This is a genomic window from Acinetobacter lwoffii (assembly GCF_022967985.1).
GTDB lineage: Bacteria > Pseudomonadota > Gammaproteobacteria > Pseudomonadales > Moraxellaceae > Acinetobacter.
Map to the genome: position 1 here is coordinate 50,915 of NZ_JALJVC010000018.1, position 16,071 is coordinate 66,985.

General features: G+C 45.7%; 14 protein-coding genes. 5 read left to right on the forward strand and 9 right to left on the reverse strand.

The features are described from left to right. Window positions 1–155: 155 nt before the first annotated feature. On the forward strand, window positions 156–2,243 hold the full coding sequence (pnp, locus tag MWG72_RS11415) for a polyribonucleotide nucleotidyltransferase (RefSeq protein WP_171054287.1): 2,088 nt from the start codon (window positions 156–158) through the stop codon (window positions 2,241–2,243). 137 nt (window positions 2,244–2,380) lie between these two features. Here pnp and MWG72_RS11420 read toward each other — a convergent pair whose 3' ends face one another. The 6 genes from MWG72_RS11420 to MWG72_RS11445 all read right to left on the reverse strand — a co-directional run bounded on the left by MWG72_RS11420 (window position 2,381) and on the right by MWG72_RS11445 (window position 9,409). Further along, window positions 2,381–2,644, reverse strand: a complete 264-nt coding sequence (locus tag MWG72_RS11420) for an HP1242/YdcH family protein (protein ID WP_004729352.1) — start codon at window positions 2,642–2,644, stop codon at window positions 2,381–2,383. 89 nt (window positions 2,645–2,733) lie between these two features. Next, window positions 2,734–3,063 (reverse strand): chaperone modulator CbpM, encoded by a 330-nt coding sequence (locus tag MWG72_RS11425; protein ID WP_004278573.1) that lies wholly within the window; start codon window positions 3,061–3,063, stop codon window positions 2,734–2,736. Between the two features lie 484 nt (window positions 3,064–3,547). Next, window positions 3,548–4,009 (reverse strand): DUF2147 domain-containing protein, encoded by a 462-nt coding sequence (locus MWG72_RS11430; protein ID WP_247144082.1) that lies wholly within the window; start codon window positions 4,007–4,009, stop codon window positions 3,548–3,550. A 322-nt stretch (window positions 4,010–4,331) separates the two neighbouring features. Next, window positions 4,332–5,207 (reverse strand): Hsp33 family molecular chaperone HslO, encoded by an 876-nt coding sequence (hslO, locus tag MWG72_RS11435; protein ID WP_004647344.1) that lies wholly within the window; start codon window positions 5,205–5,207, stop codon window positions 4,332–4,334. A gap of 50 nt (window positions 5,208–5,257) precedes the next feature. Then, a complete protein-coding gene (locus MWG72_RS11440) occupies window positions 5,258–7,111 on the reverse strand; it encodes a cation:proton antiporter domain-containing protein (RefSeq protein WP_247144083.1) in 1,854 nt (617 codons plus the stop codon). Between the two features lie 75 nt (window positions 7,112–7,186). Further along, the gene (locus MWG72_RS11445; RefSeq protein WP_247144084.1) at window positions 7,187–9,409 is read right to left on the reverse strand and encodes a primosomal protein N'; all 2,223 of its coding nucleotides are present in this window, start codon (window positions 9,407–9,409) and stop codon (window positions 7,187–7,189) included. Window positions 9,410–9,559: 150 nt separating this feature from the next. Here MWG72_RS11445 and gspF point away from each other — a divergent pair, with 150 nt between their 5' ends. From gspF to MWG72_RS11460, 3 genes are all read left to right on the forward strand, one after another. Beyond that, window positions 9,560–10,765: a type II secretion system inner membrane protein GspF gene (gene gspF, locus MWG72_RS11450; RefSeq protein ID WP_004729358.1), complete on the forward strand. Its 1,206-nt coding sequence runs from the start codon at window positions 9,560–9,562 to the stop codon at window positions 10,763–10,765. A 79-nt stretch (window positions 10,766–10,844) separates the two neighbouring features. After that, complete coding sequence (gspG, locus tag MWG72_RS11455; protein WP_004278567.1) at window positions 10,845–11,279, forward strand: type II secretion system major pseudopilin GspG; 435 nt, start codon at window positions 10,845–10,847, stop codon at window positions 11,277–11,279. 284 nt (window positions 11,280–11,563) lie between these two features. Beyond that, complete coding sequence (locus tag MWG72_RS11460; protein ID WP_247144085.1) at window positions 11,564–11,899, forward strand: hypothetical protein; 336 nt, start codon at window positions 11,564–11,566, stop codon at window positions 11,897–11,899. A 145-nt stretch (window positions 11,900–12,044) separates the two neighbouring features. Here the strand turns inward: MWG72_RS11460 and lnt are convergent, their stop codons facing one another. Both lnt and MWG72_RS11470 read right to left on the reverse strand, forming a co-directional pair. Continuing rightward, window positions 12,045–13,604, reverse strand: coding sequence for an apolipoprotein N-acyltransferase (gene lnt, locus MWG72_RS11465; protein ID WP_247144086.1), 1,560 nt, complete (start codon window positions 13,602–13,604; stop codon window positions 12,045–12,047). Next, complete coding sequence (locus tag MWG72_RS11470; protein WP_004278564.1) at window positions 13,601–14,440, reverse strand: HlyC/CorC family transporter; 840 nt, start codon at window positions 14,438–14,440, stop codon at window positions 13,601–13,603. The genes lnt and MWG72_RS11470 overlap by 4 nt, the downstream gene beginning before the upstream one ends. Window positions 14,441–14,641: 201 nt before the next feature. On the opposite strand from MWG72_RS11470, the gene tusA reads away from it, so the two are divergent. Then, window positions 14,642–14,902: a sulfurtransferase TusA gene (gene tusA, locus MWG72_RS11475; protein ID WP_004729361.1), complete on the forward strand. Its 261-nt coding sequence runs from the start codon at window positions 14,642–14,644 to the stop codon at window positions 14,900–14,902. A gap of 163 nt (window positions 14,903–15,065) precedes the next feature. Here tusA and MWG72_RS11480 read toward each other — a convergent pair. Continuing rightward, window positions 15,066–16,071 (reverse strand): electron transfer flavoprotein-ubiquinone oxidoreductase (locus MWG72_RS11480; protein ID WP_247144087.1); only part of this gene is annotated, 1,006 nt, incomplete at its 5' end.

A 16,071-nucleotide genomic window follows, 5' to 3' on the forward strand; every position in this document is an offset into this window, starting at 1 on the left:
TCGCTCCTTCTTTGTGTTTAAAAATAGTATTTAATCTGGTGAGGTCGGCTTCTAAGCTTTGTCATTTACTCGTCCATATGGTCATGAATGCCAAACCTTAGGGGTCTCCACTAGAATAATTGTTCACAAGAACTAGGAAAAAATAAAACATGTCAATGTTTAATATTATTCGTAAAGAATTCCAATTCGGTCAGCACAACGTTATCTTGGAAACAGGTCGCGTTGCCCGTCAGGCAAACACTGTTGTGATTACCATGGGCGGCGTACAAGTCCTTGTTGCTGTTGTGGCACAGCCTAAAGCAAAAGCCGGTCAAGATTTCTTCCCATTGACGGTGAACTACCAAGAAAAGCAATATGCTGCTGGTCGTATCCCGGGTGGTTATGGCAAGCGTGAAGGCCGTCAGTCTGAAGCTGAAACTTTGATTTCACGTTTGATTGACCGTCCAATTCGTCCATTGTTCCCAGAAGGTTACTTCAACGAAATTCAAGTAACAGCCACTGTTATTTCTTCTGATAAAACCATGGATGCTGACATTGCTGCAATGTTGGGTACTTCAGCTGCATTGTCTATTGCTGGTACACCTTTCCGTGGTCCGATTGGTGGCGCGCGCGTTGGTTTAATCAACGGTGAATACATCCTGAACCCAAACCTTGAACAACTTAAAGAGTCTGATCTTGATCTTGTTGTTGCGGGTACTGAAACTGCAGTATTGATGGTTGAATCTGAAGCGAAAGAACTTTCAGAAGACCAAATGCTGGGCGCTGTATTGTTCGGTCATGACGAAATGCAAATTGCGATCCAGGCGATCAAAGAATTTGCTGCAGCTGCAGGCGCGGTTGAATCAACTTGGGTTGCTCCAGTTAAAAACGAAGAACTTCTTGGTAAATTGAAAGAAGCATTCGAAGCGAAAATCTCTGAAGCTTACACGATTGCAGTTAAGCAAGACCGTTATGCGGCACTTGACGCGCTTTATGCAGAAGCAGTTGCACAGTTCGTTCCTGAAAATGACGAAACTGGCATTGCAGAAGAAGTAAATGAGCTGTTCGAAGACCTTAAATACCGTACCGTTCGTGACAACATCCTGTCTGGTAAGCCACGTATCGATGGTCGTGATACCAAAACTGTTCGTGCAATCGACGTACAAGTAGGCGTATTGGATCGTGCACATGGTTCAGCATTGTTCACACGTGGTGAAACTCAGGCCTTGGTCACAACGACTTTGGGTAATACACGTGATGCGTTGATGGTTGATACCCTTGCAGGTACCAAAACTGACAACTTCATGTTGCACTACAACTTCCCTGCATACTCTGTAGGTGAAACAGGTCGTGAATCTGGTCCTAAGCGTCGTGAGATTGGTCACGGTCGTCTGGCACGTCGTGGTGTTCAGGCTGTACTTCCTGCTGCTGACCGCTTCCCGTATGTGATCCGTATCGTATCTGACATCACTGAATCAAACGGTTCGTCTTCAATGGCGTCTGTATGTGGTGCATCATTGTCATTGATGGATGCCGGTGTTCCGCTTAAAGCACCAGTTGCAGGTATTGCGATGGGTCTAGTGAAAGAAGGCGAACGTTTCGCAGTTCTTTCTGACATCTTGGGTGATGAAGATCACTTGGGCGACATGGACTTTAAAGTAGCGGGTTCTGCAAACGGTATTACTGCGCTACAAATGGACATCAAGATCGAAGGCATCACTGAAGAGATCATGGAATCTGCATTGAACCAGGCTTATGCGGGTCGTATGCACATCTTGAATGAGATGAACCAAGTGATTTCACGTGCGCGTCCTGAAATTTCGATGCACGCACCGACCTTCCAGGTGATCAACATCAACCCGGATAAAATCCGTGATGTGATCGGTAAAGGCGGCGCGACCATTCGTGCAATTACTGAAGAAACTAAAGCAGCGATCGATATCGAAGATAACGGTACAGTTCGCGTATTTGGTGAAACTAAAGCGGCTGCGCAAGCTGCAGTTGCCAAGATCCAGGCACTTACTGCTGAAATCGAGCCAGGTACAATTTATACAGGTAAAGTGATTCGTATCGTTGAATTCGGTGCGTTCGTAAATATCCTGCCAGGTACTGATGGCTTGCTTCACATCTCTCAAATCTCAAACGAACGTATTGCGAACGTGGCAGATGTATTGAAAGAAGGTCAAGAAGTGAAAGTACAGGTTGCGGATGTTGATAACCGTGGCCGTATCAAATTGACGATGAAAGACATCGAACAAGTTTAATTCTTAAAATATTCACATGGGAAAACTCATGTGAATAACAATAAAAAAGCCCTGAGATTGGTCAAAGTGTTTACTTTGGCTGGCTTAGGGCTTTTTTTATGCGTCAGTATTGGTCTGAATGTGGTGTCCAGTTGATCTCAGGTCAAGGGGTCCGCTTCAGAGCTTTTTAACAAACGATAAATTTCATCTTTTAATTTCAGTTTTTTACGCTTGATCGCCTCAATATCATTGTTGATATGATTGACTGGATCAAGTTCAAGCTGGCTGATTTCTTTGTCCAACTCGTTATGTTCCTCGAATAACTTGGCAAAATAGGGATTTTCCTCGCGAAGTTGCACAATCAAGTCGCGGTATTCGGGAAACATGTATTTGATTTTCTTATTGCAATCTTTGGTTTTCATAGGGATTCTTATACTCTAATCATAAAATTAAATATAAATATGTTCTGATCTGCACTGGAAAATGCAGATCGACAGAACATGAAAAGGATTTACTTGAAGTGCAAATGTTTGACCTCGCGGCGTAACTCCTGCACTTCATCAATGAGGTCCAGCATCATGGCAACGGCGCTAAATGAGGCATCAAAATCGCGTTGCAGGCGATAGGCGCGTTGTGCACGCGAGATATCTTCACCGAGGAAAGTGCTGGTCGGGGTTGTAGAACGATTTGGTAAAATTCCATGTTCAATTAACTGCATGACCCATTCCGGGCTTTGTCCACAGGCTTCTGCAAAGTGGATCAAGTCAAATGAACGATCGTCCATAATTTCTGAGGGGGTATAACCGTGGGAAAAACTTTCTTGGTACTGAATCGTAGTCATGGGTCTACTCCTTAAACAGCCAAGTGTGCAAAATCCGGAGAAAGGGAAGGTGCTAAAATAGAACGCTTTCCAATCCTTGGACATGCAGACTCAGAGTGATGACTCAAATGATCATGAGTGAAGAGTCGGGATGTGCCAGTAGTTGATGGATCAGTCGGTCTGACCGGATATCTATCAGCAGCATGCGAGGCAAAGAAGGTTAAAGCTGAAGTTGTTTTTATAATTTTATGTGTTATCGACAAAGCGTATTCAATCACTTTCCTGTGTTGAATAGAGGGCGCCATATCAGGGCTGCAAAGCAGACCAGAGGGCAAAATTGAACGAGGCTGAAGATTGATCATCATAAGTGGATAAAAAATAACCGTCTTCGATCCATTATTATGACTTTGCCTGCTCCAAAACAGTTTTTATTTGTACCTTATTGTTTCAAATCATGACAAAGAAAAAAGCCCCTGATATAGGGGCTTTGAAAATCTTTCTGAAATTAATATTTTACCCAAGTAACACTGCGACCAATTACTGATACCCCGACATAACCACGCAAGGTCAGACGTTTGCCATTAGCACTTAAGCGTGCTTTGCCTTTATAAACTTTGCCACTGATCGGATCAAGTACTTTGCCATCATGGTATTCACGCGGCTTTTTCGGATCTGCCTTAAAATCCCAGATAAATGGCAGGCCTAGAAAAGGCTTGTTCTTGAGCTGACCTGGACATTTATGACAGATCCCCATTTTTTCTGCGCCAGGCAAGCTGCGTGTTTCGACAATTACCCCTTCATAACTACCATCTGCTTTCTTGCGAATTTCCACATCCGCACGAGAATAGCCCGATTGATCATCGATGGTTTTCCATTTACCCAATAATGGATCTTCATAGGCAAAGGCCAAGCTAGAAACTGCGATTAAACTCATCCCCATTAGTAGAGTATTCAATAATTTTCTCATAACATACCTGTTAAATTGATGATGTATTCATTTTAGAATTATTGCTCTAATCTATTTTAAAAGCATAATTAAATCAAGAGTATAAACTGTGCAGTTTTTCTCATAATTTTTTGAAAATGATGAATATTTAGGTTCTGTTAATGTGAATAATCTTATAATTTAACTGGAATTTTTGGATTGGATTTACAGGAGAGTTTGATTCAGGGGGTAGACAGGTTTTCTACTGTAGGAGAATACGCTCTGTTGAACTCAGTCCCATAGGTTTTAAAATATAAAAAAAAGCATTCCTAGGAATGCTTTTAAACTTAAGGATTAGAACTGCTTAGCTCAGGTGTTTACCAAATAGACCCAAGGCTTCTTCAGCGGTAAAAGTATATTGGCTATTACAGAACTGACAGTCCATTTCGATCGGATTCTGAAATTCCAGCGTTTCACGGATCGACTCTACGCCGATTTGCTGTAAAGCGACTGCACAACGCTCTTTAGAGCAGGTACAGCCAAACTTCAACACTTCCGTATCTGGCAGACGCACTTCTTCTTCGTTATATAAACGGTACAGAATATCAGTAGCTTGCAAACCGACTAACTCTTCAGTTTTCAGGGTCTCTGTGAGCATGGTCAGACGTGGCCATAGGTCTTCATCTACCCGGCGTTGTTCTTCTTCACTATTACGTGGCAACAACTGAATCAGTAAACCACCTGCACGCTGATGGTCACTTGCCAGTACAATACGCGTCGGAATCTGTGCAGAAAGGTCATAATATTGCATCAGACAGCCCGCCAGATTTTCTTTATCAAGGGGTACAATTCCCTGATAACGCTCACCAAATTCTGGTTCGATATTGATGAACAGCACCGGAGAGGTGAGTGATTTCAACACGGTACTGCTGTCTTCACCGACCAGAAAGTGCGGATCTTCTTCATAGTCAGCCAGAGCGCGAACTTCACCCAAATGGTTACATTCAGCCATGGCCCATTTAAATGTGCCTGATGCCTGAATTTGCAGGCTGATACGCCCTTTAATCTTCAATGTGCTGGCCAGCAGTGCAGTGGCACTGAGCATTTCACCTAGCAGAATTTTAACTGCAGGTGCATAGTCACGTTGCGCTAAAATGGTTTGTAAAGCTTCTTCAAGATGCACCACTTCACCACGAACAGGGCTATCTTCAATAAAAAAGCGTTGGCGTAAATCAGACATAAAATTCTCCATAACCCTGCTTTAATGGTGTCATTATTGTAAAACACAAGTTAGGACAGTTCATCTCTTAACGTATCAATTCCTGCGCCGTTTGTATCCTGTTGCTGCTGTTTAGCCTGTTTTTGCACTTTATGGCGTTGATCCTGGGTAAACAGATGCTCCAGTTCAGCCAAACTACTATGCTGATTTTCATAATTTTGATATTCATCCGAATCCAGATGATATTGGCTGTTCAGCAGTTTTTCATCCTGTTCACGGAAATTTTGAATCTGTTGTTGGCTATTTTTGAGGTCAGGGTTGAGCTGGTTTAGTAGGGCCTGACTGAGTTCCAAGGCGGAAAGATAAGTTTCACGCCAGATGTGTTTCACACCCAAATCCTGCAATAAATGCACATGATGTCGGTCACGGGCGCGGACCCATAAACAGGTTTCAGGATAATTCAGCCGCAGATGCCGCACGATCAGCATCGAGTCTTCAATATCGTCAATCGCCACAATCACCTGTTGCGCTGTGGTAATGCCGGTCTGTATCAAGGCTTCAGGCTCTGTCGCATCTGCCTGATAGAAAGGAATATCGTACTGTGCCAGAAGTTCAGTGGCTTGCACATTGCTGTCCACGACACTAAAAGCATGTTGCTGCTGCAGTAAAATCCGGGCGATAATTTGCCCGAAGCGGCCAAAGCCAATCAGCAGGATTGGTGTATGGGCTTGAGGATTGAGATCAGTTTCGAAGGTCGCTGCCAGATGATTGTGACGATCCAGATGCGGTAGGATCTGACTGTGCAATAACCAATAAAATGCTGGCGTCAGCAGCAAGGAAAAACTCACCATCCACAGCAAGGGAGAGAGTAGATCGGCCGTAATAATCTGGTCGGAAACCGCAATCACCAGTGCCAGTAAGGCAAATTCGCCACCTTGTGCCAGACTGGCTGCTAACAAGGTGCTATTGCGCCAGCTATTTTGATGATAACGCGCCAATGCCAGGTTGATTGCAAACTTGCCCAAGATTAAAATGAGGGTGCCACCGAGAATCATCCAAGGGAAATTGAGCAGATCAGCTAAGTGCAGTGACATGCCCAGACTGATAAAGGCTAGGCCCATCAACAGACCCTGAAAAGGCCGAATCGCGCTTTCTACCGCAGGCCGGAAATCTGAATCTGCCAGTAAAATGCCGGCAAATAAGGCACCGAGAAATAGATTCAGGCCGAGGGTATTCATTAACACCAACAATGCCAAGGTCACCGCAATCGCTACAATCGCATGCAGTTCGTGACTGCCACTTTTAGCAATCCAGCGATACAACGGCTGCATCAAGTAACGATTACACAGGAACAGACCGCTTAACGTCGCGATGAGGGCAGCAAAGTAGGCCACGCCATGTTCGGTCGAGCGAATCCCGGCAAATAAGGGAATGGCTGCAATCACCAGAATGGCCAACAGAGCATGAATCAGCAGAATCGAATAGGCTTGCTGACCATAGCTGGTGGCGAACTGTTCCTGATGATTGAGATGTTGAATCACCAAAGTCAGGGCGGACAAACTGCCGGCGAGTCCAATTACAATGCTGGCGAGTAGGCTTTGCTGAAGGAAAACCCAGGCCATGAGCGTGAAAATCAGGGTGCTGATTAGTACCTGTAAAGCAGCCATCATCCACAGGGAGGGATTAATCTGCACAATGCGTTGTGGTCTGAGTTGCAGGCCGATCCAGAACATCAGTGCCATCAGGCTGACTTGCATGAAACTACTCATGACTTCGGGTGTCTGAATCAGGTGCAAAAGGCTTGGACTTAAGATGATCCCTGTTAACAGATAGCCCAGCACACTTGGCAATCTGAGCCTTTTACTCAGTGGCACTATCAACAGTGCAATGACCAGAACCAGTGTTATTTGTAACAGTATCGACATTTTCCTGCCCTAAATTTATTCTTGATCCAGACTTGCAGTTTCGTATTCCAGATCGATCCTCAGGCGCAATATCTTTTAGCTCAGTTCCTGAGGGTCGATGTCCAGCGTGAGCTTCATGCTAGAAGGTTTGTCCTGCAGCATGTTTTGCCACCAGCTACGCACATAGTAATGCAAACGTGGACGATCCGCTGACAATAGCACCATATGCGACTGATAGCGTCCGGCCTTACGTTCCATTGGCGCAGGAATTGGTCCCCAGATGTCCAGCGCCAGATCAGGATATTGCCTGAGGAGTGCTGCATGTTTCTGTAAGAATTCGGTATTTTGTGCCTGATCCTTGGATTCACAGCGAATCAGGATGGCATAACGGTAGGGCGGCATTCTGGCCATCTGCCGTTCTTTTAAGGTTTGCTGGGCAAATACGCGATAATTTTCATTGACCAGGGTATTCAGCAGGGCATGATCAGGTCTGAGGGTCTGTAGGTAAACATCACCCTTATGTTCACCACGGCCTGCGCGGCCTGCCACCTGCACAATCAGTTGTGCAGTCCGTTCAGTAGCACGGAAATCCACACTGAGCAGACCGGAATCGATATCCAGAATCGCCACCAGCGTCACATAAGGAAAATGATGGCCTTTGGCCAGCATCTGGGTGCCAAGCAAAATGGCAGGTTCGCTTTTCTGAATCTTGTCATAGATTTTTTGCCAGCTGCCGACCCGACTGGTGGAATCGCGATCGACCCGAATCACCTCAAAATCCGGAAAGAGCTCATTCAGATGCTCTTCGACTTTGCCGGTGCCCATACCCAGTGTAATCAGTTCCTGATGCTGACATTGTGGGCAGTGTTCCGGCATACGGTGAATAGTACCGCAGTGATGGCAATGTAGATGCTGATAAGGCTGGCGGTGTACAGTGAAGTTGGCATCACAGTGCGGACATTTCGCCTGCCAGCCACAGCTGCCACACAGCAGGACGGGGGCATAGCCACGGCGGTTTAAAAAAATCAGCACCTGTTCTTTTTTCTCCAGGCGCTTTTTGATGTCCTGAATCAATTGCAGGCTAATCCCATGCTTTTTTTGCGCAACTTTTAAATCCAGAATATGGATTTTGGGCATCAAGGCCGTGCCGGCACGTTGATTCAGCTCCAGCACCTGCATCTTGCCATGTTCAACCAGTGCATAACTGTCAATGCTTGGCGTCGCTGATCCCAGCAGTACTGGACATTGCTGTAAATGGCCGCGGTACAGGGCGACATCTCGGGCATGATAGCGGAAGCCTTCCTGCTGTTTAAAGGACAGGTCATGTTCTTCATCCAGAATGATCAGGCCCAGATTCGGCATTGGCGTATAAATGGCGGAACGTGTCCCAAGCACAATCGAGGCTTTGCCAGTTTCTGCCGACTGCCAGGCCTGTAGCCGTTTGGAATCATTCAAACCGGAGTGCAGCAACGCAATATGGCAATGAAAACGGGACTGAAAACGGCTGATGGTTTGCGGCGTCAGGCCGATTTCCGGCACCAGCACCAGCACCTGTTTGCCCTGTTTTAGTACCTGTTCCATGATCTGCAAATACACTTCAGTTTTACCGCTACCGGTCAGACCATCCAGTAAAAAAGCTTGATATTGATTGCGATATTTTAATACCTGTTCGACTGCATGTTTTTGTTCAGGATTGGCGGTCAGCGGCATCTGTGCCAATTGCACTGGCTGTGGACTGAAATCTTGTGGCTCCAGTACACAGGCGCAAATCTCTTTTTTCTCCAGTGCTTTTAAGGTCGCGGTTTCAATCCCGGCCATATTCAGCACATTTTCAGTAGTCCCGACCGGATGCAGTTTTAAAATCCGGTAGGCTTCCTGCTGCTTGTCCGAACGGCGTACTTTGGCCTCGGCATCAGGGTCCAGCAATTTCCAGGTACGGGCCAGCAGGTTATAAGGCTTGCCCTGACGCAGCAGGGTCGGCAGGGCACTGTGGACGACTTCACCGATCGGGAACTGGTAATACTGAGCTGACCATGTCAATAAACTTAAAACTTTGGCATCTATAATGGCGCGTTCATCGAGCAGTTCGGTCACAGCCTTAAGTTTAAAGCGTGGGTCGAGAGGAGTATCTGCAGGCAGTTTTTCGAGAATCACCCCGACCAGATTCTGCCGACCAAACGATACCAGTACACGTGCGCCAATCTGCGCCTGTTCAAATTGTTCTGCACTCATTGTGTAATCAAAACAATCAAATACATGTACAGGTACAGCAACACGTACGCGATGAAGTGGACTGGAATCGGTGTGAGAATTTTGCATATCTTGGGGTGGAGATCCTGAAGAAATTTCGTCGTGCTTAAAGTTCGATTATGTTAGAGTGAGCAGATAATTTATATCAAAGAATATGAATGATTTCGGTGGTCTGACGCAACAGCGTTGAGCAAAATTTTGGAAAATTAGAGCATTACAATGCCTGCATATCAGTTTATTGCGCTTGATGCTTCAGGAAAGCAGCAAAAAGGCGTGCTGGAGGGGGATTCTGCACGTCAGATCCGGCAACAATTACGGGATAAAGCACTTATTCCTGTCTCTGTTGATCCTGTTGAAAAAAAAGACCAACAGCATCGTCGAAAATGGTTTGAAAAAAGCATCACCGCCTACGATCTGGCTCTGATGACCCGGCAGTTATCCGTGCTGGTCGCTGCTGCAATTCCGCTAGAAGAAGCCATCCGCGCCGTCGGCAAGCAAAGTGAAAAAGTCCATGTACAAAACCTGCTGATGTCGGTGCGCTCCAAAGTGCTGGAAGGGCATAGTCTGGCGCAGGGCTTGCAACAATCCGGACGTTTTCCCGAGCTGTATATTGCCACAATTGCCGCCGGTGAACGTTCCGGGCATTTAGATTTGATTCTGGATCAGTTGGCTGACTATACCGAAAACCGGTTTGCCATGCAGAAAAAAATTCAGGGTGCAATGGTCTATCCGATTATCCTGATGCTGATGTCCTTTGCGATCGTGATGGGGCTGATGACCTATGTGGTGCCAGATATCGTCAAGACCTTTGACCAGAGTAAAGATGCCTTGCCGTGGATTACCGTGGCCTTGATGAAAGCCAGTGATTTTATCCGCATTGCTTGGCCATTTTTATTGATTGGTGGGGCTTTGGGGATTTTCCTGTTGGTCCGGTTTTTAAGAACCACCGCCGGGCATTATGCCTTTGACCGTCTGACCTTAAAATTACCTTTATTCGGCAAATTGTCACGCGGGATTAATGCCGCACGTTTTGCCAGTACCTTATCCATTTTGACCCAGTCTGGCGTGCCGCTGGTCGATGCACTGCGCATTGGTGCTGCAGTCAGTAATAACTGGGTGATCCGGGATTCTGTCAATCTGGCGGCAGAAAAGGTGACAGAAGGTGGCAACCTGGCGACCCAACTGGAACGCAGTGGTTATTTCCCGCCGATGATGGTACAAATGATCAAAAGTGGTGAAGCATCTGGTGAACTGGACCGCATGCTGGAACGTGCTTCACAGATGCAGGATCGCGAAGTGACCACCCTGATTTCAACTTTACTGGCCTTGCTGGAACCTTTAATGCTGGTGCTGATGGCCAGTATTGTTCTGGTGATTGTGATTGCGGTCATGCTGCCAATTGTGAATATGAATAATATGATTTAAACAGAAGCCAGTTAGAATTTTGCTGTGATCAAGATTCAAGTGGAAATTCTGAATGATGCAAATAAATGAGAGAGATTGAATGAAAAGGAATCAATTAAATAAACAGACAGGCTTTACCTTAATCGAAGTCATGGTGGTGATTGTTATTCTCGGTGTGCTTGCTGCGCTGATTGTTCCGAATGTGATGGGACGCGGTGAAAAAGCCAAAGTAGATACCACCGTGATCAAGTTGCAGAGCATTGCAGGTTCACTGGATCAATACAAGCTGGACAATGGCAAGTATCCAAGTATGCAGGAAGGCGGTCTGGATGCACTGGTGAATCAGCCAGCGACTGCAAAAAACTGGGTGCCAGGCGGTTATGTCAAGGGCGGTTTTCCAAAAGACAGCTGGGATAATGAACTGCAATATGTGATTCCGGGCACCGATGGCCGCAGCTTCGATCTGTATTCATTTGGTGCAGATGGTCAATCGGGTGGTGAAGGAACAGATGCCGATATTTATTATCAGCCTTAATTGAGAATCGTTATAAATTTTCGATAGATAGAATATATCACTTCACTGAATAGGCTATTTCAATACGAAGTGAAGTGATAATAACTATTAATTATTAAATATAATGTAAGTTAATGATATTTATAATAATGAAATAATAAAAACGATATGCGAGTTATAATAAGAATTATTCCCATATTTATCTATTACAATTCTCGTAAAATATGAATAAACATACACTTTCTATTTATTTAAAAAAGCTCATAATGATCTGAATGGTACTTGACTCGCCAACGGAGAAGCACATGAAAGCATTAATCTTAGGAGATGAAATCAATCAATTTCATTGGTCGATGCTGAAATCTGTTCTTCTGGTTTTAAGCATGCTGCCGATCAGTCAGGGAATCGTCCATTTATGGCAAAGCACCGAAGGCAGCAGCCAGATTATGGTGGCTTTCTTTGCTATCAGTTTGATGAGCAGTTTATTGGCCCTGTGTTTCTGGTCAGCATTAAACGCGAGTGTAATCCGCATTCAAGCCGAACAAGGTTCAGCATTTGAGCAGACACTGGTTAAGCTCTATCGTCATGTACCAATGCTGTCTCTTGCCAGTATGTTGTGTTATCTGGCTATACAGTTTTAAGTTTTAAGAGATGAAAAAAACCGAGGCATTGACCTCGGTTTTTTATTACCTTGAGTGTTCCTCCCTTTAGTAAAGGGAGGCTAGGAGGGATTGATAAGGTGCTATATTCAGGAATCCCCCTTTGTAAAAGGTGGACTTGAGGAGCTTATCTTCTCGATTTAAAACTGACATCCACTTTACGTGGGCGAAAGCGCCATCCCATAAGCAAAAGCAGAACCGAGAAGATCATGACCGGCCAATCGCTGAGTTTCATATACGGGGTTTCGCCTTGCATGGCTGGAAGTTCACCACGTAATATCGCTTCCTGATCCATCGGCGCTTTTTTCACGATATGGCCATTATGGTCAATAAAGGCGGTCACACCGGTATTGGTGGCGCGGATAAACCAGCGGCCATTTTCTTTAGCACGCATTTGCACCATCTGCAGATGCTGTAATGGTCCTGCCGTGCCGGTAAACCAGGCATCATTAGACACGGTCACCAGAAAATCGCTTTGGCTGGCATTGCGACGGGTCAAATTCGGATAGGCCACTTCATAGCAAATTGCAGAACCCAATAGATGATTTTTTACATTCAATGGTTTTTGGTCATGTGCACCACGAGAGAAACCACTCATCGAAGGGTCATTCTGCAATGCGGGCAATACCCAGCTCAGCCAGCCTGACAAGGGAATATATTCACCAAAAGGAACCAGTCGCTGTTTCTTGTACAGCCCATCAGAATCATCGCCGCTGGCCATAATACTGTTGTAATATTTAGGATAACCCGCCGCTTGCGATTCTGCTAAATCCCAATACGGAATGCCGGTCACCCAGGCAGTGCCTGATTTTTCAGCCTGGACTTTCATGGCTTCCAGAAAGGCTTCAATGTCGGTCTGGAACATGGGAATCGAAGATTCCGGCCAGACGATCAGATCACGGCCCCATTCGGTCTTGCTCAGATTGGCATAAATCAATAAGGTCTTCACCTGATATTCAGTCAGCCATTTCAGGTCTTGCGGAATATTGCCCTGAATCAGGGAAACCGTTAAAGGTTTTTGATCTTTTTCCTCAACAAACGTCAGTTGTGCTGCGCCCCAGGCACCGAGTAGTAAAACTGCCGAAGGAATGGCCCAGAACAGACGCCTATTCAGGATTTCAACCAGCGCACAGGCCAGAATAATCACCACGAAAGATACCCCAAACACCCCGAATAAGGTCGCATAAGCATCCAAGTAGCGTTCGGTAAAGGCATAGCCAGCAAATAGCCACGGGAAACCGGTAAAGACCCAAGTCTTGGACCATTCAAACAGCACCCACAGCGGGGCAAAGGTTAAAGGAGTTTCCGGGAAAAAGCGGCGATAGACAAACGTTTGCACTGCACTAAACAGACCCATCACCAATGCCATAATCAGGATCATCACGACGCTGAGAAATGCACTGGTATCGCCATAGACATGAATCGAGGTATACAGCCAGAATGCGCCGACAAACCACAAGCCAATCCCGTAAGCCCAGCCAATGCCAAAAGCCTGTTTTGCAGTACGTCCGCGCAGGCAGGCATAGAGCAGTGCCGGAGACAGAATGGCCAGCCACCAGTAATGATAGGGAGCCAGTGCCAAACTAAAGATGGCACCTGCAAATAAGGCAATTAAAACAGGATAGATCAGCGGCAAGGTTTTTTGTTGTTGAGACGAACTCAACAGCTTATCGAAATACGCTCTCATTGGCGCACGGCTCGAATTAGATGAATAGAGCGTGAATCTGCCTCAAGAATGGTAAATTGCCAGTTTTCCAGTTCAATGGTCTGACCTTCAAGATCACTCACCAGACCAATTTCCTGTAATAACAAGCCGCCCATGGTTTCCACTTCATCATCAGGGAAAGTCGCATCCAGCATATTATTGAAATACTCAATTGGAGTCAGCGCTTGTACCACCCAGGTATTGGCCGTAGTCGGATCATTGTCCGGAACAATGTAGTATGCTTCTTCATCAGCATTGTCATGTTCATCTTCAATTTCACCGACAATTTCTTCCAGAATATCTTCCAGTGTCACCAGACCCGAAGTCGTACCGTATTCATCAATCACCACCGCAATATGCGTCTGGGTATTCTTTAACATGCGCAGCACCTGATCGGAGCGGGCACTTTCCGGAACAAACAAAGGTTGACGCATGAGCGCGCGAATATCGACCTTGGCCGTCGGTTCAGTCAGAAAAGGCAATAAATCCTTGGCCAATAGAATGCCGACTACATTATCGGTCTGATCGGATGAAAATACCGGAAAACGTGAATGCGCAGACTCGACCAGTACATGCAGGATATCCAGCAGCTGGTCATCTTCCTGCAAGCTGATCATGGACGTGCGAGGCGTCATGACTTCACGAATTTTGGTTGCCGGGAGGTCAAGAACGCCCTCAAGCATGGCAACAGTATCGGGTTCTAAAAATCGACGTGAATCTTGTACTAATTTTAGCAGTTCGTCGCGAGTTTCGGGTGCAGTTCCCAGCCATTTGCGTAAGCCGCGCATACCCCACGACGGGCCTGATTCCTCGTGCATGATTTTTCCTGAAGACTCTTAATATCTAAAAAAACGTGGTTTTATCATACCGCAGAAAATACGCTTGTCTATTGTAAATATGATGCACAGTCTTGATCGCGTGAGTCAGCGCTGATTTTAAAACTGGCCACGTATGCAAAGCAGCAATGTAATCGCAGCTTTATGCTAAAATATGACGGTCTTTCCATCCTGAGTCTATCGATGTCCCCAACTGAAATTATTCCAAGTCTGCAATTGAATACCCGAGGTTTGCGTTGTCCTGAGCCAGTGATGATGTTGCATCAGGCGATCCGTAAATCCAAGGCAGGTGATGTAGTTGAGGTGTTTGCCACGGATAATTCAACGTCGTGGGATATTCCAAAATTCTGTATGCATTTGGGGCATGAGTTGCTATTGCAGGAAGAACGTCTGGATGAAAATGGCAATAAAGAATTTCATTATTTAGTGAAGAAAGGCGGCTAAAAATACCAAGGGCTGATGAGCTCAAACATTTGTCTTATTTAGAAAATAAAATTTCAAAAATCTGCTTAATTAAATAGATGAATGGACAGGAACTGAAATTATTAATATTTATCCATAAATAAACCCACTTAAAAGCGGGTTTATTTTTTATCTGATGATTACCTTACATATTCGGGTAATTTGGACCACCACCACCTTCCGGTGTTACCCATGTGATGTTCTGGGACGGATCCTTGATGTCACAGGTCTTGCAGTGCACACAGTTGGCTGCATTGATCTGGAAGCGTTTCGAACCGTCATTATTTTCCATGATTTCATAGACACCTGCCGGGCAGTAACGCTGTGCAGGCTCATCCCATTTCGGTAGATTTACTTCCACCGGAATTGAAGCATCGGTGAGTTTCAAATGTGCTGGCTGGTTTTCTTCATGGACCGTGTTCGATACAAACACCGAAGACAAACGGTCAAAGGTTAGCTTGCCATCCGGTTTTGGATAGTTTGGCTTGAAACTTTCAGCTGCCTGGGTTTTTAACGCAGCATGATCTTGAACCAGATCGTGCAGGGTGAACGGCACTTTAAACACGTTCTGGTCGATAAAGTTAAAGGCACCCCCGATCCATTGACCGAACTTGTGCATTGCCGGACCAAAGTTACGCGAGTTATAGAGTTCTTCTTTTAGCCAGCTGTTGTTAAACTTGTCGGTATAAGCAGTCAGTTCTTTGACAAAGAAATCTTCGCCTTCCACTATACGCGCCACTGCCAGATCACCGCCTTTTTCTACACCAGCAGCAATCGCTTCAAACACCGCTTCACCGCAGAGCATGCCGGATTTCATTGCCGTATGTGAACCCTTGATCTTGGCAAAGTTCAGGAAGCCAGCATCATCCCCAATTAAAGAACCGCCCGGGAAGGTGAATTTTGGTAGCGAGTTAAAACCACCTTTGGTCACGGCACGGGCACCATAAGAAATGCGCTTGCCACTTTCCAGATATTGCTTGATTAAAGGATGGGTTTTCCAGCGCTGCATTTCCATGAACGGATACATGTGCGGGTTGGTGTAGGACAGATCCACGATCATTCCCAGGGTCACCTGGTTGTTCTCGGCATGGTACAGCCACCAGCCGCCTGAAGAACCGGTTTCAGACAATGGCCAGCCAGCACCGTGCATC